The 21,467-nt window shown below is 35.8% G+C and carries 17 protein-coding genes; 4 read left to right on the top strand and 13 right to left on the bottom strand.

Features of this window, described 5'->3' with window-relative positions; translation table 11 throughout:
- Nucleotides 1-12: 12 nt before the first annotated feature.
- Together QZL88_RS14490 and QZL88_RS14485 are read right to left on the bottom strand one after the other, a co-directional pair.
- A complete protein-coding gene (locus QZL88_RS14490; RefSeq protein ID WP_296942206.1) occupies nt 13-609 on the bottom strand; it encodes a hypothetical protein in 597 nt (198 codons plus the stop codon).
- A gap of 12 nt (nt 610-621) precedes the next feature.
- Nucleotides 622-1,113, bottom strand: coding sequence for a sigma-70 family RNA polymerase sigma factor (locus QZL88_RS14485; protein ID WP_006801100.1), 492 nt, complete (start codon nt 1,111-1,113; stop codon nt 622-624).
- Nucleotides 1,114-1,445: 332 nt separating this feature from the next.
- Here QZL88_RS14485 and QZL88_RS14480 point away from each other — a divergent pair, with 332 nt between their 5' ends.
- The 3 genes from QZL88_RS14480 (at nt 1,446) to QZL88_RS14470 (ending at nt 5,030) form a co-directional block, all read left to right on the top strand.
- The gene (locus QZL88_RS14480) at nt 1,446-2,804 is read left to right on the top strand and encodes a hypothetical protein (RefSeq protein WP_296942203.1); all 1,359 of its coding nucleotides are present in this window, start codon (nt 1,446-1,448) and stop codon (nt 2,802-2,804) included.
- The gene (locus QZL88_RS14475) at nt 2,767-4,119 is read left to right on the top strand and encodes an FISUMP domain-containing protein (RefSeq protein ID WP_296942201.1); all 1,353 of its coding nucleotides are present in this window, start codon (nt 2,767-2,769) and stop codon (nt 4,117-4,119) included. Before QZL88_RS14480 ends, QZL88_RS14475 begins: the two co-directional genes overlap by 38 nt.
- A 515-nt stretch (nt 4,120-4,634) precedes the next feature.
- The gene (locus tag QZL88_RS14470; protein ID WP_296942199.1) at nt 4,635-5,030 is read left to right on the top strand and encodes a helix-turn-helix domain-containing protein; all 396 of its coding nucleotides are present in this window, start codon (nt 4,635-4,637) and stop codon (nt 5,028-5,030) included.
- 332 nt (nt 5,031-5,362) lie between these two features.
- On the opposite strand, the gene QZL88_RS14465 is transcribed toward QZL88_RS14470, so the two are convergent.
- The 10 genes from QZL88_RS14465 to QZL88_RS14420 form a co-directional block, all read right to left on the bottom strand.
- Nucleotides 5,363-6,211, bottom strand: a complete 849-nt coding sequence (locus QZL88_RS14465; RefSeq protein ID WP_006801096.1) for an RteC domain-containing protein — start codon at nt 6,209-6,211, stop codon at nt 5,363-5,365.
- A gap of 126 nt (nt 6,212-6,337) precedes the next feature.
- Nucleotides 6,338-7,189, bottom strand: a complete 852-nt coding sequence (locus QZL88_RS14460) for a phosphatase PAP2 family protein (RefSeq protein ID WP_006801095.1) — start codon at nt 7,187-7,189, stop codon at nt 6,338-6,340.
- A 350-nt stretch (nt 7,190-7,539) separates the two neighbouring features.
- On the bottom strand, nt 7,540-9,408 hold the full coding sequence (locus tag QZL88_RS14455) for a heavy metal translocating P-type ATPase (RefSeq protein ID WP_306540389.1): 1,869 nt from the start codon (nt 9,406-9,408) through the stop codon (nt 7,540-7,542).
- A 66-nt stretch (nt 9,409-9,474) separates the two neighbouring features.
- On the bottom strand, nt 9,475-9,699 hold the full coding sequence (locus QZL88_RS14450; protein ID WP_006801092.1) for a winged helix-turn-helix domain-containing protein: 225 nt from the start codon (nt 9,697-9,699) through the stop codon (nt 9,475-9,477).
- A gap of 26 nt (nt 9,700-9,725) precedes the next feature.
- The gene (locus QZL88_RS14445) at nt 9,726-10,067 is read right to left on the bottom strand and encodes a P-II family nitrogen regulator (protein ID WP_006801091.1); all 342 of its coding nucleotides are present in this window, start codon (nt 10,065-10,067) and stop codon (nt 9,726-9,728) included.
- A gap of 30 nt (nt 10,068-10,097) precedes the next feature.
- The gene (locus tag QZL88_RS14440; RefSeq protein ID WP_006801090.1) at nt 10,098-11,294 is read right to left on the bottom strand and encodes an efflux RND transporter periplasmic adaptor subunit; all 1,197 of its coding nucleotides are present in this window, start codon (nt 11,292-11,294) and stop codon (nt 10,098-10,100) included.
- A gap of 9 nt (nt 11,295-11,303) precedes the next feature.
- On the bottom strand, nt 11,304-12,557 hold the full coding sequence (locus tag QZL88_RS14435) for a TolC family protein (RefSeq protein ID WP_006801089.1): 1,254 nt from the start codon (nt 12,555-12,557) through the stop codon (nt 11,304-11,306).
- Nucleotides 12,554-15,673, bottom strand: a complete 3,120-nt coding sequence (locus tag QZL88_RS14430; protein ID WP_083820982.1) for a CusA/CzcA family heavy metal efflux RND transporter — start codon at nt 15,671-15,673, stop codon at nt 12,554-12,556. The genes QZL88_RS14435 and QZL88_RS14430 overlap by 4 nt, the downstream gene beginning before the upstream one ends.
- 84 nt (nt 15,674-15,757) lie before the next feature.
- Nucleotides 15,758-16,075, bottom strand: a complete 318-nt coding sequence (locus QZL88_RS14425) for a DUF6660 family protein (RefSeq protein ID WP_006801087.1) — start codon at nt 16,073-16,075, stop codon at nt 15,758-15,760.
- Between the two features lie 127 nt (nt 16,076-16,202).
- A complete protein-coding gene (locus QZL88_RS14420; RefSeq protein WP_006801086.1) occupies nt 16,203-16,628 on the bottom strand; it encodes a transcriptional repressor in 426 nt (141 codons plus the stop codon).
- A gap of 182 nt (nt 16,629-16,810) precedes the next feature.
- On the opposite strand from QZL88_RS14420, the gene QZL88_RS14415 reads away from it, so the two are divergent.
- Nucleotides 16,811-20,518, top strand: coding sequence for an Eco57I restriction-modification methylase domain-containing protein (locus QZL88_RS14415; RefSeq protein WP_252638435.1), 3,708 nt, complete (start codon nt 16,811-16,813; stop codon nt 20,516-20,518).
- Here the strand turns inward: QZL88_RS14415 and QZL88_RS14410 are convergent.
- The gene (locus QZL88_RS14410) at nt 20,502-21,461 is read right to left on the bottom strand and encodes a TaqI-like C-terminal specificity domain-containing protein (protein WP_252638434.1); all 960 of its coding nucleotides are present in this window, start codon (nt 21,459-21,461) and stop codon (nt 20,502-20,504) included. The two genes, QZL88_RS14415 and QZL88_RS14410, sit on opposite strands and share 17 nt — an antisense overlap.
- Nucleotides 21,462-21,467: the final 6 nt, after the last annotated feature.

Genomic DNA, 21,467 nt, shown 5'->3' with positions numbered 1-21,467 from the left:
ATAATATATCCCTTATTCGTTATCCTCCTCCAGCTCTTTCAATTCCTCAAGGCTTTTGAGTATCGAGCCTATATTCTTATCATAAATTTTCTTATATTGCCAATATGCTATAACGGCGACTATTAAGAAAACAGCGATAATAGCCACCCATCTCCACATCTCCACGTTTTTTGTAAAATACGGAGACAATATAAATAGGGCCATCAGGGGTATGATAGAGAAAGATACTATCTTCTCCCACTTTATCTGGATATTGAACCGCTGCATCAGCCTTATATTCGTACTTACAGACTTGGAAAAGTCTATTTTCAGTAGGATATATACTTTCCTTAGCTGAAAAAAGATACCCACAACAGCATATCCTATTATAAAATACATAAAGATTACCTGTATCGGATAGAAATTCTCGTGTGCAAGCATAAATATAAGAAAGGGAATACCCAGTATAGTAAGCACCATCCCCAGAAACTCAAAATTGACGAGCCGCCCCAGAGCTTTATCAGATCTGGCATGTAGCATTTCCTTCAGAATGTTCTCTTTCAGCATTTCCTGTTTCCTGAGCCGTTCATCCAGTGACAGCCATGTATTTTTTAATTCGTTCAGTTCCATAATTCTTAATGCTTAAAGATTCGACAACCGTTTCAGCTTTTCTTTAGTCCGTTTCAACTTTGTGCCCACATTACTCACTGTCAACCCTGTAATATCTGCAATTTCCTGATACGACTTCTCTTCGAGATAAAGCAAGACAATGGCGCGCTCGATGGTATTCAACTGATGAATCAACCTGTACATCTCCTTGATCTGTTCACTGATATTCTCGGGCGCTGTAAGTGAATCTTCCAGCACAGAGACCGGCGTACCTTTTGGCCTGCGCATATCTTTCCGCATACCCGAGATACACGTATTCAAAGCAATACGATATATCCACGTAGAGACTGTACTTTCATTCCTGAAACGGGGATAGGCCGTCCAAAGATTGCAAACAACCTCCTGATACAGATCAGTCATAGGAAATTCATCGGATATATAAAAAGAGCAAACCTTATAGATAATCCGCTCATTATTATGAACCATTTCTATAAATGCTTTCTCCAAATCAATATTGATATCCATTAATCAATCTTCTTTTTATATATTAGTCGGCAAGGCAAGACAGAAATGACAGGCAATAGTATTTTTTTGAATAAAGAATAGTACTTACAGAACTAAAAGCTTGTGAATTTTCAACAAAAATATGCAAAAGAAACAACTCAAACAATTAGTCAAAACAGCCCCAGATATTAGATACAGCACTTATATTACGACATTACCGGCTTATTCTTCATCAAGGTTCCATTTCTCATTATTTTTAGATTCAATAGATTATCCCTATCTTTGTAATACCACAACTGGTACAAATATAAGAAGATAGAGACAAACTACCCTATATAACTAAATATTGTTGTATGATAATATACAAGCTATTTAAGCTTTACTTGCTATGTATTATAGCCATTATTATAATTGTACCTGATATGCAAGCTCAGGTAACAATAGGATCAAATGCACCTGCCAAAAGCGGTGCGTTGCTGGATCTGAAAGAAGGTTCTGATAATAACACTATAAATTCAACCAAAGGGTTAATGCTTCCACGGCTCAAACTGACAGATAAAAACAATCTTTATCCCATATTTGAATCCCCCATAACTCCGGGACAACCAAATGAAAAATATAATACCCTCCAGAAGAAAGAAGAACAAGATGCTCTACACACAGGACTTCTGATCTACAATCTAAATACGTGTAAAGGATTCTCCAGTGGTACATATATATGGAACGGAGACCGATGGGATCTCGTCGGCCCGGACAAATCCACACCTCTGCCAACTGTTAACATATCAGTAACAGGGGGAAATTCATGTATAAAAACAGAATGGGATGCTGCAACAAACACTGTGATTGTACATATCCCCAGTGGAAAAGATTTACGCTCCCTGACCAACCCTATTCAGGCAAAAATAGACTGGACACCTGCGACAGTAAATTTAATAAAAGGAGCCGTAACGGACGATTTACTAAACAAAACCTTGTCTGATTCAGGATCGGACCGGTATGCAAGAGGTGGTATCGTATACACGAACAATCCTCCTTCCGGGTGGGACAACCCTTCGGGAGGCACTAAAACATTCACATTCGAGGTGCAGTCTATGGCAGATACAGGTGCAGCAGATGATCTGAAAATAGGATGGGGAGATGACTATATTGAATATCCTCACAACAGCGGAACCTGGATACCTGCCCTACCCTGGCGCAGCCGCCAGACTACCGTAGAGTTTTCCGTAACCGAGGATGTTTGTAACGAAACCACTCCTCTAACGGTGATATTCAATCAGACCAACTATCATTTGTGGGTAGGAAGGAATGACTGGAACTTTTCCCAATCCCGAAGAGTAAAAGACGACAGGCAATATTACCGATTCCTGATAACTCCAATCAATGAGGGGGTTCATTCCGGGTGGAATGGTATTGCTGCAGGAGATGGCTGGGATGGCAATACATTCAAATTCCAAACAGAAAGTAATAGCTGGTGGAAACTTTCCGACATAGGTAAAACCAATGATTTTGACGATATCATAGCAGACCTCGGCATACTTTTAGGTCGTCAAAACACCAACAAAGGACAAGGGGAATTCCGTCAGGGACAGCCCCCGATAGCAGAAGACACAAGAGGATCATTGATCAAGGGTCTAAAAATGGAAGCTTATCCTTACGGACAACAGATAAATTATGCTAACAATCCTTCTTTATTCGCTTATACAGGTTAAATACAAGACCGCTGCCCGATTGCGATTGAGCGCAGACTGGGACTGCCCTTTATACCCGGATGTAGATGTCGACATTGTACAATGCGCAGCCGATTTCGACAAAAGGACAATAGAAAAAGGATCCGATTTGCTCGAAAGTTCATGGGCTGAGAAAGTATTAAGCCACGAAGATCAGAACGGTAATACATTTTATTCCACCAAATTTGGAAATGATCGTTGGATGATAACCAACCTGGCTGCTACTTCATATGCAGATGGTACACCCCTGTCTCCTCTGACTTCTGAAAAAGCAAACTTTTATGATATAGAAAATGCTGGAACATTCTACACATATCCGCTTGCAGGGGATCCTGATCCAAGTATCGATTCAAATTCTGAATGGAAAGATATCGACCCCCAAAATATCCCCGGACAGGGACATACCGGTTATTATAAAAAATGGTATCCCGAATACGGTGCTTTATATAACTGGTATGCGACAACCCGCCAACCGGCAGACTATACTTCGCATGTACATAATGAGGGACAGGCATACCCGAGCGACGATCCATCATCCCAAATTGGAGAATTTGAAATAGAAAGAAAGCTGGAAACAACATCCGGGGCCAGAGATGGCAAGATACAAGGTATTTGCCCTTACGGCTGGCATTTACCAACCGACAGAGAATGGAATGATCTGGAACGTTTCTTCTATAATAAAATCCGGGATAAAGACTTTAGCCAAACACAATATGACAATGATGATGCGGCCAAAGTACAGGCAGATATGGATGCAGGAAGGTTTCCTGTATGGAATACCGATTGGGAAATAACAGTAGATGCATCTACACGCGGATATAACGTAAATGAATGGAAATACAGCCAATGGGATCCATCGTTAACAAAGGGAACCTCCGGACATATCGGGCATGGAGGTGCAATGAAAGCCGTGTGTCCTCCGATAAACTTGCAACAATCGTGGCTGCACAGTTCGAAAGGTTATAGTGCCGAACCCCGTCTAGGAGGATTCAATGTAATTCCTTTAGGGCGAATGATGCTTGGAGAAAGCAGTGCCGAGGCCGTACAGACCTTCATTCGAGATAATCCTAAGGCTGACAATGAAACCATAAGTGAATATGTACAACGATCCGGTATCAACGAAGAACATTGGCGAATAGTTTTGAGGGATTATGCTTATGACGCCGTATTATGGACAGCCAGCGCATCGGGCCCTATTACTGCTTGGTGCCGAAATTTCCCCAGATATGAAGCTAGTGTAATAAAAGAAGCGTATATGATGACATATATGGCAAATGTACGCTGTGTGAAAGACTAATGCTCCCTACTAGTCTTTCGGGAGCATCTGTCCGGGATAGGCAACAGCCATAACTTACTTATTGACATCTGTTTTGAGTTTGTGCACAGTCGAAAAGTAATGTTTAATTATAATCATATCATTCTATCTCTTTTCCAAATAGCTCTATATCGCTTGGGACATTATACAGGGAGCAAATTATGTATAACCAACAAAGGATATAAACTGCAAAAACTATGAGATACGGCATTCTATAGTCTGAGATAGATCTGTAAAGTGCATCCCATTGTATTTATCGGTTACCGTATGGCAAGGTTCAGGAACGTTTAACAAATAGATTAGAATAGCTGTGAGTCTGTTGGCTGTCTCTCCCATATGTAAATATTAAAAGATATATGACAAAGTTCTTACTTTAATACTGCGTATTATATCCATACAGGAAGTAAATAATCTGATTTTGTAAGTAAAAAACTTATTGATTATGTTTATTTTTGTACTTTTGAGAATTATACAATTTAACATTCACAGTATAAAATATGGAAACAACTTTCGAAACAAAGAAAAGCGATTACGGATATAATGCTAAACGCCTGAGAGAAATACTGGGCGTAAAACAAGAAGAATTAGCCGAGCGCATAGGTGTATCTCAACAAACTGTTTCCAGATTTGAATCGACTCCGCAACTGGACGACGAAACTTTAGATAAAATTGCTGCTGCTCTTAATATTTCTGTTGATGCCATAAAAAACTTCAGTGAGGATGCTGCTATCAATTTTGTTGCAAACACATTCCACGACAGTACAGTTGCCAATACTTATCATCAATGCTCATTTAATCCGCTTGACAAAGTAATAGAGTTGTATGAACGAATGCTCAAAGCCGAACAGGAAAAAGTACAGCTATTACAGGAAGTATTGAAAGACAAAAAATAAAACTAAGAATAATATATTAAGATACCCTTTGCTTTTTCAGAGGGTATTTTTGTTTATATAATACAACGAAAAACTCCCAATATCCACCTTTTAAGGGCGTAATATCGGGAGTAAACTTTACAAATCGCTGATGTTCAGAATTTGTTGCGGAAGCGGGGGCTTGTGAACCACACCTATCAACCATATATTATTCAATACTTTACTTGATCAGATCGCTTTGAGGTGAACACTTTAGGAGAAGCTAATTGACAGCTATTGGCTGTTCTTTGTCCGCTATTGAATAGTGTTATTTTCCTATCGACAAATATAGTGTATTTTTATAAAAATCATGCTCATTTATTATCTAATCCATCCATTCTTTCTTCGAGAAGCTTTATCAATTTATCTAAAAATAAAGTACGGCTACCTTTACGTTCTCGAATTTCCAGAAACGTGTGATAGAAGTCACCCAAATTGATATTGAAAACAGTTTCAATATATTCCGCTAGCTCTTTTATATTCGTATTGCCATTATTGAAACAACCTGCGTTATCCCATGCGTAAATCTGCTCAACAAGTTCTGCTTTTTTAGCAGTCCATGTCAGTCTTGCCTTTGGCAAATTAAATGAGTCTTGAATATTGGATTCGAGATTACTAATATGTAGGAGTTTATTGTTTACATATACCGTTAATCTCTCATTGGCAATCATCTTCGAAACCTTAAAATCAAAGCTCGTAGAGAATTTAGAGTCCCTTTCAAAGTAGAAGCAATCCTGTATTAACTGAATATCTGGCTTACCTCTTAGAAAGTAATATTTATCAAGGTGGGTACTTCCTGAACGATAATATTGATAGAAGTCAGCATTATTATCGAAAAAATACTTTATGCGTCCTAAAATTCCTTCTAAATAATTTTTGCGATCGATGCAACTTCCGGTGGGCATTCGCATTTCCAGATTATATATCTTTCTATGGTAAATTAGAATGCTAAAAAGTTGAGGTTTCGTCTCTTTAAAAAAGATGATTTCATCAAGCGGACTTTTAAATGTATAATTTGAAACAAATTCTTTTAATTCATCAAATGTAGACTCCAATAATGAAATAATACTAATAGATTTCTGAAAGATATTACATTCCTCAGAATCAATAAGCTGAATTTCTTTATTGATATTTTCTTTTATATTGCGAATAAATTGCTCCATTGTATTATTGTATTCTGTTTTTTATGTATTAGATACCTATTTTAGACTAGTCGAAGAAAGAATAAGTCATAATAATCGCTCAAACCTATAATTAGTTCATATAGGACATGTCTCCAACAATAGCTATTACAGAGATAAGGCTATAGCCAGACCTCCTTGTTTTCCATTATAAAAAGGGCTAAAAGAGATTTGTTTGCTAAATGTACCTTTGTTCATAAACTTCCTCTGCAAATAGGGATAAAGCCAGTAAGCAGCCTTGGTGCTTAGAATACCGAGTCCGGCTCCCACAATAACATCTGCAAACCAATGTTTGTCATTATATAAACGAAATATCCCTGTTCCGGTTGCAATGGTGTAGCCTGTTATGCCATACCATATTGAAACATCTTTATATTCCTGCCAAAGAAATTCTGCACCCATAAAAGCTACCGCTGTATGACCTGAGGGAAAAGAGTTTTTCGCTGATTTATCTGGTCTCTCTATCTTTGTTGAATACTTTATCGTATTTACTGATGCTGCCATAAAAAGAGTAGATATTCCTAGAATAAAGGTTCTGTCTTTAAAATTATTTTTACCTTTTATCCCCATTAAATTCAGTGCGTATACACTTCCTGCCGGAACATATTGAGAAATGTCATCTATGGTAAACTTCGAATCAATATGTTCTGTTACTTCATGCTTTACCTGCCTGTTAAGCAAATAATTATGCTCTATAGCTGTTTCAAATACACCATAAGCAATTAAAGCCGAAGGAATAATTAATTGCTTATATGAAAACTTAAGCTGTTTTACAGGTTTTATCTTGTCAGAAATGACTGTATCTACAGAAATTAAATTAGTAGAAGGTATATCACTGCCCTGAATCGAAAAATCGATGATTGGGTAGTTGCTTTGTAGTGTATCATTATCTACTGTATCCGCTTTTACCGATTGAAATAAGAGCAAGAAGAAGACAATACAAACCGATATGTTATTCATTGTTTTTTTATAAAAATAAGATTCGCTTGGCTGAGCTAAAGAGTTGTGTTCAGCCAAACGAAATTTTGAAAAATTACTTTCTGAAAATATAATTAGCTATAATCCATGTGTTAAACCCAAACACTACCATATATGGAATCGGATTAAAATGATTTGGACAATGTTCACTCTTACATCTGAAGAATATAAGCCATACAATTATTCCCATCAAAGCACCTATAGATATACTTATCAGAGAAAGATATCTTTTTATAATGGGATTCAGTTTTGATGGAGTTTCTTTTCTTGCTGCTAATCTTCTTATACGTCTCTTTTTACTCATGACGATAATAGTGTTAGTTACAAGACTTTCAGAACCTCATTTTTAATATTCTGACCGCATTTAGTATTGCTAGCAGAGAGACCCCAACATCAGCAAAGACCGCTTCCCACATGGTAGCCAAACCAAAACCACCTAAAATAAGTACAATCAGTTTAACCGAGAATGCCAATACTATATTCTGTATGACAACTTGCCTTGTAGCTTTAGCTATTTTAATCGAAGTTGCTATTTTGGATGGTTGATCTGTCTGAATGATTACATCGGCCACTTCGATAGCAGCATCACTCCCCATTCCTCCCATTGCTATTCCAACATCACTTAATGCCAGTGAGGGAGCATCATTTATTCCATCTCCGACAAAAGCAATGACATTATTCTTTTCTGTTTTCAGTTCCTCTATATGACGAACCTTATCTTCAGGTAAGAGGTCCCCATAGGCACTGTCAATACCAAGGCTGGATGCTACATTATTCGTTATGGAAGATTTATCCCCACTCAACATTACAACTTGTTTGATTCCAGATAAATGCATATCTGAAATAGCAGCCTGTGCATCATCTTTTACCTCATCCGCTATTGTTATATAGCCCGCATATTCTTCATTAATAGCTGCAATCACAATAGTCTCAACTATAAATTCAATTGTTCTGTCATAAGAGATATTAAATTTCTGCATCAACTTAGCATTGCCCACCAATACTTCTTCTCCATTTACGATCCCTTTAAGTCCATGCCCTGATATTTCTTCCACATCTGTAGCTGTATAATTATCTGAATCCTTTGCAAATTGAACAATTGCTCTAGCAATGGGATGATTTGAGAATTTCTCTATGGCAGCAACAATAGCGACAAATTCCTCTTGCTTATCTTCATCGACCGACGCAACTTTCTGCACATTGAACACACCTTTGGTCAAAGTACCTGTTTTATCCATCACGACTGTATTGACCTTAGTCATTAAATCGAGATAGTTAGCTCCCTTGAAGAGTATGCCTGCTTTAGAAGCTGCTCCGATTCCGCCGAAATAGCCTAATGGGATAGAAATAACTAATGCACATGGGCAGGAGATTACCAAGAATACCAATGCACGGGATAACCATTCGCTAAATATATAGTCGCTCACCACAAAATAAGGAATGACTGTTATAAAGAGAGCTAACAGGAATACAATCGGAGTATATATCTTGGCAAATTTACGGATCAATAACTCTGTCTTTGCTTTTCGGGAAGTTGCATCTTGCACCATTTCTAGGATTCTGGCAAGAGAACTATCCTGATACTTTTTAGCAACCTTTATTTCGATCACTTTATCAAGATTCAACATTCCTGCTAGTACAGTTTCACCGGCTGAAATAGTTTTCGGTTTGCTTTCCCCTGTTAATGCTGCTGTATTAAAGCTTGCTGATGATGTAAGCATTATTCCATCCAAAGGGACTTTCTCTCCGGCTTTTACCTGAATAACTTCGTCAATTTCCACTTCTTCAGGAGATATTGTTTGATATGAATCATTTCTATAAACAGTTGCTGTGTCAGGACGTACATCAAGCAATGCCTTAATGTTTCTTTTGGCTCTATTCACAGCCGAATCTTGAAACAATTCACCAATCGTATAAAATACCATTACAGCTACTCCTTCGGGATATTCGCCTATAATGAAAGCTCCAAGTGTAGCCATCCCCATAAGTGTAAACTCAGTAAAGAAATCCTTTTCCTTGATCGTTTCAACGGCTTCCCTAAAAACGGGAAAGGCAACAGGGATGTAAGCTATAATATACAACCCTAAACGAAGATAGCCGTTAAATATATCTGGAATAAAATTATCCATCGTAATACCAACAAGTAGCATAAGTAAACTTATTGAAACCGGGATATACTGCTTCCAGTTATTTTCAAACATCTGCGACTCGGTAGAGTCGCAAGATGTGCATTTATAATTATTCTCTGTATTCATTGCTATAAGTATTTAATAATACATTTCACTCGTAGAGCTATTCAACTCAAGATAGAGTATTTCATTTTTGTAAATGAACTGGATCTTATTCTCTCGAGATAACCATCCTAATGCCAAACATATGTTTTTATCATTATATCCGGTCAATTCCCCTATTTGTCTTACGGATAATGCTCCTTCATTAGACAATAATTGCCATATTACTCCGGCATTTATTCCAATATCATTTTTCAACATCTTGACTCTATTTTAAAAATTAATAACTAATCAAGAAGCCACCTGTCATCAGGCAATCCGGTTCTGACTCTGATTGCTCTTTCAACATCAGAGACATAGATTATACCGTCTCCTGAATTACCTGTTTTACCATATGTTGATATTATCGTAATTATTTTATCCACATCATCATTGTTACACACTATCTCAATCTTCGCAACTTTACTATTGGTAAGTGCAAAATTCATGGATAAAGAAGCATCTTCACTTTTTAAATGCCCTGTGCCTTCAGCCATTGAAACAGTAAGATTTGGAAATCCTGCATAAAGTAGTTCTCTTAGAATATCATTAACCTTAAACGGTTTAATAAAAGCTTTTATCTCTTTCATGTGATTTTATTATTTAATGTTTCAAAAAGATTAATGACCATGTTCACCATGATCTGTACTCATAGATGCTAAATAAAATGCATTAGCTTTAACGATAGTCACACCCTCTTCCAGTTTATTTACCGGAGTTATCTGTGTATATCCTAGTTCGCTTATACCTGTCAATACCTCAATCCTTTCAAAATGATAAGTTTTTACACCTTCTTCATTAGCTTCTTTCTCTAACACAAATATGTATTTCTTTCCTTCATTGCTGATAATGGCATCATTGGGTACAGCATCAGTTTTTTGTTTTCCAACATTAATCAATCCGGTAACATACATACCCGGAATCAATTTGATATCTGTCTTACCTTTTATATTTGCATGAACGATAATTGCCTTGGTATCCCCTTCGAAAGACTTGTTGATTTCATAAATCTCACCTTTCAGATTAACACCGGGTTGGTTGGTGAGGGTAATATCCACTTCCTGTCCGATTCTTACCATATTAATATCTTTTTCAAAGACTTTAACATCGCAGTGTATACCTGCATTATCGGTAATACTCATTAGTGGTGTTTGCATATCGACATAACTTCCGGTACTGATATTGATTTTGCTGACAGTTCCTGAAATAGGCGTTTTTATCGGAATTTGAGTAACCATATTACCTGAAGAAACCTGTTCGGGGCTAATGGATAATTGTCTTAGCTGCTTTTCCAAACCTGTTAGCTGCGCTTTAGTTATCTCGTAATTAGCTGTTGCCTGCTGCAAAGTTTTTTCAACCCCTGCACCTTGAGTGGATAAATCTTTTTGTCTTCTGTATTCTTGATCGGCAATCAATGCCTCTTTTTTAGTTGTCAGATAATTCTTTTGCAACTCCACTATTTCCGTATTTTCGAGATAGGCTACAGCTTGTCCGGCACTCACGGCTCGACCTTCAATCACCATTACCTGTTTGATGATCCCTCCTAACAAAGAGGTTACCTCCGCTTTTTTCTGTGGATCCAAGGCCATTTCGCCATTTACTCGAATAATACTATTTAAGTCTCTCTGTTCAATTTTGCCAAGTTGAATATCCACAGCTTTCATTTGTGATTCGGTTAGCTCTACTTCTACCGATTCGCCACCATGAGATTCTTCTGTACCTTCTTTTTCTTTTTCAGCCTCATTTTTAGGCTTCTGTCCACATGACCCTAAAAATATAAGAGACAAAGCAATTATCGCTATATATATTGTTTTCATAATTTTTTGTTATTTATTTCCTTGCAGGTAGTTTAACATAATGATTGTTTGATTGTAGTCATTGATAGCATTTGCATATAGCAAATGTATCTCTACTGCGGTCTTTAAATTCTGGATATACTCGACATAATCTATTTCTCCTTTTTCATATGAAACCTGTGATATCCGTGTTATATCTTCTGCTTGTTTGCTGCCACGAAGTGAATAATAGTCCAAAGCATTTTTAGCCTTGGTATATTCATTCAGATAAGTCTGATAATTCTTACGCATAGTAAGCATAACCTCTTCCTGCTGAACCCTTGCTATTTCGACTTCTCTTTTAGCAGCTTTTGTTTTGGCTCTTTGTTCTCCAAAAAATAGAGGAACACTTATTCCTACTTCAAATCCCATGAAATTACCTTTGTCAAAACGTTCTCTTTGTAAATCATACGGGTTAAAACCTTTTATAAGAAACTGGTTTTTCAATGCAAAATTGAAACTGGGCAGATATCCTTGTTTAATCACACTGAGGTTCTTTTCGCTTATGATCTTTTTATTAGCATAAACCTCTCCAAGTGGTGTTTGCTCCGGATTGAAATCATTAAAAGGATAGACTGCATCCAAAACAGTCAGAGTCGGCTCAACAGGTTCGACTGCCTCATCCGTATTCATCCAGCGTTGTAAGATTAGTTGTATGCTCTGATAATTCTTTTCAGCCTTTTGTAACTCAATTCTGTTTTCATTATAGAGTCGTTCAGCATTCATCTGTTCCAAACGTCCTGTTTCCCCTGATTTCAACTTTGCATTGGCGAGGAATAAGAATTTACCATAAATACGGTCCTGTTCCTGTAATATTTTGATATTTTCCTTTGCATAAAGCAATTGATAATATGTTGCTGATATTTCTTTTACAAGTTCATTGCGTGTAACGTCCAAATTACTTCGTTCCAGATTCGTTTCGGCTTTCAATAAGCCTCTGCGAGAACCATACACTGTAGGGAACTCAAAACTTTGGCTTAATGATATGCTATTATCAGGGCTTCCTCCTGATGTTGGGTCCTGACTTAACGAAAAGCTTGTTTTATCAATATTAAAAGCTGTGCCTTGCAAGTCTTTTGCTCTTTCAATTGAGATACGACCCGACTTCATGGTCAGGTTGTTATCTATTGCCGATTGAATGCATTCCTCCAATGATTTTGTTGTATTTTGCCCAAATAAAGACGGAGCTAAAACAACAGTCATTGTTATGAATACAATAGTCGATATTATTATTTTTGTTTTCATTCCTGTTTATTTTTAGTAAATGTTTTATAGATAGAAGGTAACACAACCAATGTTAGAGCCGTTGCAGTTAATAATCCTCCTATTACCACTGTTGCGAGAGGCCTTTGCACTTCGGCTCCATCGCCTGTAGATAAAGCCATTGGTAAGAATCCTAATGATGCGACAAGCGCAGTCATAATTACCGGACGAAGGCGCAGCATACACCCTTCGATTACTCTCTCACGAATGTTTGTCATCCCTTCTTTTTCAAATATGTTGAATTGCCCAATCAGAACAATGCCATTTAATACCGCAACACCGAACAGAGCTATAAACCCGACACCTGCCGAAATACTGAAAGGCATGTCACGTAACCATAGAGCCCAGATACCTCCAATAGCCGAAAGTGGTATGGCAGAGAATACAAACAAGGACTCTTTTACACTTTTCAATGTGGCATATAGAAGAAAGAGTATTAATAACAATGCTAATGGAACGGCAACCATCAATCTGTCTTTTGCTTCTTTCAGATTTTGAAATTGTCCTCCGTATGTATAATAATATCCTGCCGGTAGTTTGAATTCTTTGTCTAATATATTCTGAATATCAAACACAGTGCTTTGGACATCACGTCCTCTGACATTAAATCCGACATAAATTCGTCTCTCTCCATTTTCGCGTGTTACCTGTGCAGGTGCATCTTCATATTTAATTTCAGCCACTTGAGAAAGAGGGATTGTTCCTCCTGATGAAAGGGGCAGATATAGATTTTCTAATGAAGAGATATTATTTCTCAGATCATTATCCATTCTTAATACTAAATCAAATCTACGGTCTTCCTCAAACACATATCCAGCCTCATTTCCGGCAAATGCTGTTTTAAGTACCATATTGGCATCTTTGACTGATATACCATATTTCGCTAATTGATCTCGATTATAAGTAACCTGAACCTGTGGTAATCCGGTAACTTTTTCAACAAACGGATCACTTACTCCATCTACTTTTTTTATCAAAGAGGCTATCTTATTGGCTGATGAGCTAAGTACTTCCAGGTCATTCCCATAAATTTTAATGGCTACATCCTGTTTAATACCTGTCACTAACTCATTGGTTCGCATCTGTATCGGCTGTGTCATTTCCACTCCTAATCCGGGTATCTCTCCGATAGCTTTTTCCATCTTCTCCATCAGCTCCTCTTTGGTTTTGGCTGATGTCCATTCTTTTTTAGGAATTAAAGCAATCATCATATCCGCTCGTTCAATAGGCATCGGATCAGTTGGAATTTCGGCACTACCAATACGGCTTACGGCTTGTTTTACTTCAGGAAACTGTTCTTTGAGTATTTTTTCAGCTTGAGAACAGCTTTTAATCATCTGTGACAAGGATGTTCCCTGAGCCATACTTATTTCTGCCGCAAAGTCGCCTTCTTCGAGATTAGGTATAAATTCGCCACCCATTCTATTAAACATGAATACACTGACTGCAAACAGTGCAACCATACTTATGATTAGAGTTTTGCTCCAATTCAAGCTTTTGGTTATAATAGGACGATAGAAATTGTTAAGCTTATCCATTAGCTTATCTGAGATATTCCGCTTGTGCTCAGTTTTCTTACTTAAAAACAACGCACTTGCCATAGGCACATAAGTTAGAGATAGAATAAATGCACCCAATATGGCAAAGAACACTGTCATAGCCATTGGCTTGAACATCTTACCTTCTATACCGACCAAAGTGAAAAGTGGAATATAAACAATCATGATAATGATTTCTCCAAATGCGGCACTATTCCTTATTTTAGAAGCTGAATCAAATACTTCCTGATCCATTTCTGCCTGTGTCAGCAACCTCCCTTTATATCGGTCTTTCATGACTCCTATATGATGACAGACGGCCTCGACAATGATGACCGCCCCATCCACAATCAATCCGAAGTCGATAGCTCCGAGGCTCATCAGGTTTCCACTTACACCAAACACACGCATCATACCAAATGCAAACAGCATAGATAGTGGTATTACGGAAGCTACTACCAATCCGGCTCTGTAATTCCCTAAGAAAAGTACAAGAATGAAGATAACGATCAATCCTCCCTCTATCAGGTTTTTGGTAATAGTATTCGTTACTCTGTCTACCAATTGTGTCCTGTCAATAAACGGCTCAATAATGACTCCCTCCGGTAAGCTCTTTTGTACCTGAGCCATACGCTCTTTTACATTTTTTATTACCTCTTGAAAGTTTTCACCCTTCAACATCAGGGTAATACCTGCAACAACTTCTCCGTCTCCATTTCGGGTTACAGCACCATAGCGTGTTGCATTTCCATACTGTACTTTTGCTACATCCCGAACAAGGATAGGAGTACCATTGACTGTTTTAATCGGTATTTTTTCTATATCTTCCAAAGACTTGACAATACCTAACCCTCGTATGAAATACTGATTACTGTATTGTTCAATGTAGCTCCCTCCTGTATTTTCGTTATTGTTTTCAAGTGCAGTATACAATTCAGGGATTGTTATATTTACAGCATTGAGTTTATCCGCATTAATGGCTATCTCGTATTGTTTTACAAAACCTCCCCAGCCACTTATCTCTGCTACACCTTCTGTGCCTGAGAGTTGCTTTCTAACGATCCAATCCTGCATGGTACGCAAGTCAGATATACTGTATTTATCCTCATAGCCTTCTTTTGCCCGTATTGTATAGTGATAGATCTCTCCTAATCCGGTAGATATAGGAGCTAAACTAATCTTACCTACTCCTTGAGGAATAACTTCCTCCGCTTCTTTTAGTTGCTGGTCTACCTGCTGACGTGCCCAATAAATGTCAGCATCTTCTTTAAATACAATGGTTATAACGGATAAGCCACTTCGGCTGATACTTCTTCTTTCTATAACTTTGGGAATATTGGCTAAAGCCATTTCTAAGGGAGTAGTAATAAACTGCTCCACTTCCTGTGCTCCTAAGGATGGAGCCTGAGTAATGACCTGCACCTGATTATTGGTGATATCAGGGGTAGAGTCGAATGGTAATTGAGACAGGGAATAAGTCCCCCAAATAATGAGGGCTACAGTCATGACTCCAATTACCAATTTATTCTCTATCGAGAATTTAATCAGTTTTTGAAACATAATTTGAATATTAAAATATAACAATAGGATTGTACGATACATCTACCTTTAGACGTATCAAATTGGATACAAGAATGTTATATTTTAAGCCTTAGGGGGTCTCCAAAGACTATCCAGATGAGATGAAGTTTGGTTTTCATTATAAATAGCAATCTTCTTGACCGGAGTACTATCTATATTTCGCAGGTCAAAGCTATTTTTTGCTATAAAATTGGGATTGTGAAAGCTGGAACATGCGCAAAACGGAGTACATATTTCCTGAGCAGTATCGCTTTCACTATGAGCTGTTGAAACTTGTTCTGTCTTATCTTGTAAAGAATCTATAGTCTGTATATTGCAATTGCATGGAAGCAAGGCAAGACACAGAAAATAAATACTTATTATAAAGACAAATGGTCTCATTTTGTTTTTCTTTATGCTACAAATATAAAAATAAATTTATGCAACTCAGTTGCAGACTTCTATTATTTGTTAAAGAAAGGTTTTAAGTTTGTATATTTATTGAAAAAAGGATTGTAGATAACAAATATCATGAATTAATGAGCTTATTACACTGGCCGCAATATCCTTTAATTACAAGATTTACACTTTCTATTTGCATAACGGGTGATAATTGAAATCCGGGAATAGATATATTATCCAGGCAAAATGCCTTTTTGCAATAATTACAATAAAAATGAGCGTGCATATCTTCAATGCTGCAATGGCAATCTCGACTACATACAGAATACTTAACAGAACCTGAGCCATCATCGAAGCTATGTATTAATTGATGCTCATGAAATAAATGTATTGCTCTTGATATTGTAGATTTATCTATCGTGTCAAGTTGAGATTCTAAATCTGACAAACTAAATGCTCTGTCAAATTCAAGCATAGCTTTTAGTACCAGTATGCGAATAGCTGTTGGTTTTATATCCCGCTCTTCTAATAAATTTACAAAAAGACTGTTCATAATGCAGTATTTTATAATATAGAGTTTATAAAGTTATATCTTTTATTGAAAAAACTCCTCCTCTTTCTGGCTTTATTCTTCACATGCTCTCATTACATATTTCTAAACAAAAAGGATACTTTACATTTTATATGTTATATTTTTGTGTTTAATAAAAACGTATCTATATATCATACAATATTATGAAAACTCCTAAACAAGCTTTAAATCCAGCATTTTTAAAACAAAAACCGGATCGCAAAGAAATAGAATTGTTTAAACAAGAGTTTATTTCTCTGTTGGATAAAATAAACGATACTGAATCGGAGGAGTTTCATAAAAACCTAATTATAGATTTCCTAAATTCCGTTTACTATAAAAACAATCACTATATTAATACATATGGTAGAACAGATTTAGTTATTCATAACGAGAAAGATACTAAATCACCTGTTGGCGTCTTGATAGAAGTAAAGAAGCCAACTAACAAGAGTGAAATGATCAGCAAAGAAAACCTCAATGCTAAAGCATTTCAAGAATTGGTTCTTTATTATCTCAGAGAACGTAAGGCAAACAAGAATCTAGAACTACGATATTTAATTATTACGAATATCAACGAGTGGTTTATTTTTGATGCTCAAGACTTCAAAAAACTATTCTATGATGATAAGAAATTTGTAGACTTATTTGAACAATTCCAAAATAAACGTTCGGATGATTCATCTACAAACCACTTTTACAAGGAGATCGCATCGCCTCAAATAGAGAAAGTGAAAGATCAAATCCCATATACTCATTTTGATATTAGGGATTATGATAAAATTATGCGTAATAAGGATAAGGAGGACGATAGAAAACTAATTGCTCTTTATAAGTTTTTATCTCCGATTCATTTACTCAAACTATCCTTTGCTAAAGATTATAATGAGTTAAACAAAGAGTTTTATGCAGAGCTTTTACATATACTTGGCTTAGAAGAGGTCAAAGAAAAGTCTCAAAAATTTATTGTTCGAAAGTCTCAAGGAAAAAGGGATAATGGTTCAATTATTGAAAATGCGATAAACGAATTAGATGCGATGGATAAATTATCTATGCTATCTAACATAAAACAATATGGAAACACCTATGAGGACCAATTATATAATGTAGCTCTAGACTTAAGCATTACGTGGGTCAATCGAGTCCTGTTTTTAAAATTGCTAGAAGCTCAAATTATTAAATATCACGACGGGAATAAAAAATATTCTTTTCTTTCAACTGATAAAATTGAAGGGTATGATGATTTAAATAGTTTATTCTTTCAAATATTAGCTCGCAAAGAAGACGAGCGGCGAGATGGAAATTTAAAAGAAAAATTCTCTCATGTTCCATATCTGAATAGCTCTCTTTTCGAACCAACGGAATTAGAGGGTTATACTATTGCGATTAGCGGACTTCAAGATAAAGCAAAAATAGAATTATACTCTAAATCTGTATTGAAGATTAAAGGACAAGTTGATAAGAGGCTTACTCCTTTAGAATACTTATTGAAATTTCTTGATGCCTATGATTTTAGCAGTGAAAGTTCAGAAGATATACAAGAGGAAGATAAAGCATTGATATCAGCGTCTGTTCTTGGATTGATCTTTGAAAAAATAAACGGATACAAAGATGGCTCTTTCTTTACTCCAAGCTTTGTTACTATGTTTATGTGTAGGGATACTATAACTCGCACTGTTATACAAAAATTTAATGAGACTAAAGGTTGGGAATGCAAAACAATCATAGATCTACATAATAAAATCTCAGATATAAAAGAAGCGAATGAGATATTCAATTCTATTCGGTTGTGTGATCCAGCTGTCGGATCAGGTCATTTTTTAGTTTCAAGTCTAAATGAAATGATCTATTTAAAATCAGAACTCGGTATTCTTACGGATAGAGAAGGGAAATTATTAAGAGGCTATAAGATTAGTGTAGAGAATGATGAGTTGATAGTCAGCGATAATGAATATGGTATATTCAAGTACAACCCTCACCATCACGAGAGTCAGCGTGTACAAGAAACATTATTTCATGAGAAGCAAACCATAATTGAAAACTGCCTATTTGGTGTTGACCTTAATCCAAATTCTGTAAAGATCTGTCAACTTCGTCTATGGATCGAACTTTTGAAACATACCTATTACATAACTAAGACCAATAGATTAGAAACTCTACCTAATATTGATATTAATATCAAATGTGGAAATTCATTAATTAGTCGTTTCGGCTTAGACGAAAATTTAAAACCGATTCTTCGAGGGCTGAATATATCGATTTTAGAATATAAAGAGGCTGTTAATAATTATAGGAATGCCCACAATAAGCAAGATAAAAAACGTTTAGAACAATTTATTAAAGAGATTAAAACTAATCTAAAAACTGAAATTAGCAAAAACGATAAGAATAGTAAATCCTTGTTTAAAGCAAAAAAAGAATTATCCGATTTAACAGCACCAGATTTATTTGAGCGAACACCCAAAGAAAAAAAAGCTTTACAAAAGAAAATAGATTTAGCTCAAAATGCTGTTGGAAAATATTCTGCTATTATTGAAGAAATCAAAAATAATAAAATATTTCAAAATGCATTTGAATGGCGTATTGAATTTCCAGAAGTATTAAATGAGGATGGTGATTTTATTGGTTTTGACGCTATCATTGGCAACCCACCGTACATTCAGCTTCAGTCGATGGGAGAGATAACAGATATCTATCAAAAAATGGAATTTGAAACCTTTGAACGTACAGGAGATATCTATTGCTTGTTCTACGAATTAGGAAATAATATTCTTCGAAAAAACTGCTTTTTATCATTCATTACGTCTAATAAATGGATGCGTGCAGGATATGGAGAAAGTATGCGCAGATATTTTGTGGAGCAGACAAATCCTGTATTATTAGTGGACTTTGCAGGTATTAATGTATTTGATGAAGCCACTGTGGATGTGAATATTTTAATGTTCCAGAAGGATAAAAACCGACAACAAACAGAGGCTTGTATTGTCAAAAAGGAAGGTATAAAAGATTTGAGCGTTTTTATTAGACAGAATAGTGTTAATTGTGAGTTCAAATCAAATGACAGTTGGATTATACTATCTCCTGTGGAACAGTCTATTAAAATGAAGGTTGAAGCAATTGGGGTACCATTAAAAGACTGGAGAGATATACAAATCAATTATGGAGTAAAAACAGGTTTTAATGAGGCTTTTGTTATTGATGGTCAAAAACGAGAAGAGCTGATTAAAGAAGATCCCAAAAGTGCCGAAATTATAAGACCTATTTTACGTGGCAGGGATATAAAACGTTATGGGTACGAGTTTGCCAATTTGTGGTTAATAAATACTCATAATGGAGTGAAGGAAAAGAATATAAAAGCCATAGATGTAGAGGATTATCCTGCTGTAAAGAAACATTTAGATAAATTTTACCCTGAGCTCGAGAAACGTCAAGACAAAGGTTATACTCCATATAATCTACGGAACTGTGCTTATATCGAGGATTTTTATAAACAAAAAATTATATGGGGAGAGATTTCAGATAAATCTAAATTTGCATTAGATAATGAAGCTTTCTTTCCTGAAGCCACGTCTTTTTTAATGGTAGGGGATAAATTGAAATATATACTAGCTATGCTAAACTCAAGGCTTGGAGAGTGGGTCTTTAATCAGATCGGAACAACAACAGGAGTAGGAACAAATCGATGGAAAAAATATACATTAGAAAAATTATCGGTCAAAATGCCTACAGAATTAGAACAAATACATGTAGAACAAATGATAGATAATATAATTGAAACTCATTCTATTGATGAAATAGAAAAATTAGATAAGTATATATGCCAACTATACAAGTTATCTCAAGAAGAAGTTGAATTTATTGAGAACTTATAAATTGTATTTCTTCTTCAGATAGTCCATACATTGCATATATAAGATTGTCTATTATAGTTTCAAGGACTGTTGTATTCTCATTCTTTTCTTTTTTTATTAGCATTTCTTCTACTAACTTAATGAATGGCTCTTGCTCAAAATCAGATAATAATGGGATTGGAAATAGATTGACATTTTGACCACCAACTTGAACATCTCCAACTCCTGTCTTGTTCATGTTGGTAATATAGCTATACCATTTTATTACATTAGAGTTCAAAACAGACAGTAGATATTCTAGGTATGATCCTGTCAATATATAACAGGCATTATTCACAACATACTCATTGGAATCAATAGAAAAAGCCATTTGATTTCCAATAATCTTCCATATAATTTTTTGTTTATAAAAATCCTCCCAATAACTTATACTATCCTGCGTCTCAAACCATTGATTATTAGTCTTTTTTCTTGATCCTGTTTCTCCTGTCTGTTTTAATCTATCATATCCAAAGTCCATAAGATGTTGTTTTACAGCAGGATATTGATCTATATTTATCTTTAGACTTGGAAATGTCGTAATTAGATATAGATCAGCGAATTGATATCCATACCTCTTAATATCTCTACCTCTGAGTAACGGTCGTATAATTTCAGCAGATTTTGAATCCTCTTTGATTAATTTTTCTTTCGTTTCGCTGTCAATTATAAACGCTTCGTTATATCCAGTTAAAACACCTCGATAAATATCGATATCCCAATCCTTCAAAGGTGTTCCAACTAACTCTATCTTAGACCTTATACTCTGTTCAAGAGAACTCAAAATTACCCAGCTTTCTACTCCAAACTCACAATTAACACTATTCTGTCTAATAAAAACGCTGGAAAAAAGTATAATTATATAGTATAATAAAAATATACTATTTTTGCTGTTTTTAATTTTATATATATTTAATTTAAACAAACAGCA

Source organism: uncultured Dysgonomonas sp. (genome assembly GCF_900079725.1).
In the GTDB taxonomy this organism is placed as follows: domain Bacteria; phylum Bacteroidota; class Bacteroidia; order Bacteroidales; family Dysgonomonadaceae; genus Dysgonomonas.
Note: the sequence above shows the minus strand (reverse complement) of the source record. Positions and strands in the feature narration are given on the sequence as shown.

Coding starts and splice junctions, on each gene's coding strand:
- QZL88_RS14455 (WP_306540389.1), bottom strand. CDS start 9,408: ATGTTTGAAAATAACTGGAAGCAGTATATCCCGGTTTCAATAAGTTTA.
- QZL88_RS14425 (WP_006801087.1), bottom strand. CDS start 16,075: ATGAGACCATTTGTCTTTATAATAAGTATTTATTTTCTGTGTCTTGCC.
- QZL88_RS14435 (WP_006801089.1), bottom strand. CDS start 12,557: ATGAAAACAAAAATAATAATATCGACTATTGTATTCATAACAATGACT.
- QZL88_RS14420 (WP_006801086.1), bottom strand. CDS start 16,628: ATGAACAGTCTTTTTGTAAATTTATTAGAAGAGCGGGATATAAAACCA.
- QZL88_RS14445 (WP_006801091.1), bottom strand. CDS start 10,067: ATGAAAGAGATAAAAGCTTTTATTAAACCGTTTAAGGTTAATGATATT.
- QZL88_RS14465 (WP_006801096.1), bottom strand. CDS start 6,211: ATGGAGCAATTTATTCGCAATATAAAAGAAAATATCAATAAAGAAATT.
- QZL88_RS14415 (WP_252638435.1), top strand. CDS start 16,811: ATGAAAACTCCTAAACAAGCTTTAAATCCAGCATTTTTAAAACAAAAA.
- QZL88_RS14440 (WP_006801090.1), bottom strand. CDS start 11,294: ATGAAAACAATATATATAGCGATAATTGCTTTGTCTCTTATATTTTTA.
- QZL88_RS14460 (WP_006801095.1), bottom strand. CDS start 7,189: ATGAATAACATATCGGTTTGTATTGTCTTCTTCTTGCTCTTATTTCAA.
- QZL88_RS14485 (WP_006801100.1), bottom strand. CDS start 1,113: ATGGATATCAATATTGATTTGGAGAAAGCATTTATAGAAATGGTTCAT.
- QZL88_RS14475 (WP_296942201.1), top strand. CDS start 2,767: ATGCTAACAATCCTTCTTTATTCGCTTATACAGGTTAAATACAAGACC.
- QZL88_RS14480 (WP_296942203.1), top strand. CDS start 1,446: ATGATAATATACAAGCTATTTAAGCTTTACTTGCTATGTATTATAGCC.
- QZL88_RS14430 (WP_083820982.1), bottom strand. CDS start 15,673: ATGTTTCAAAAACTGATTAAATTCTCGATAGAGAATAAATTGGTAATT.
- QZL88_RS14450 (WP_006801092.1), bottom strand. CDS start 9,699: ATGTTGAAAAATGATATTGGAATAAATGCCGGAGTAATATGGCAATTA.
- QZL88_RS14470 (WP_296942199.1), top strand. CDS start 4,635: ATGGAAACAACTTTCGAAACAAAGAAAAGCGATTACGGATATAATGCT.
- QZL88_RS14490 (WP_296942206.1), bottom strand. CDS start 609: ATGGAACTGAACGAATTAAAAAATACATGGCTGTCACTGGATGAACGG.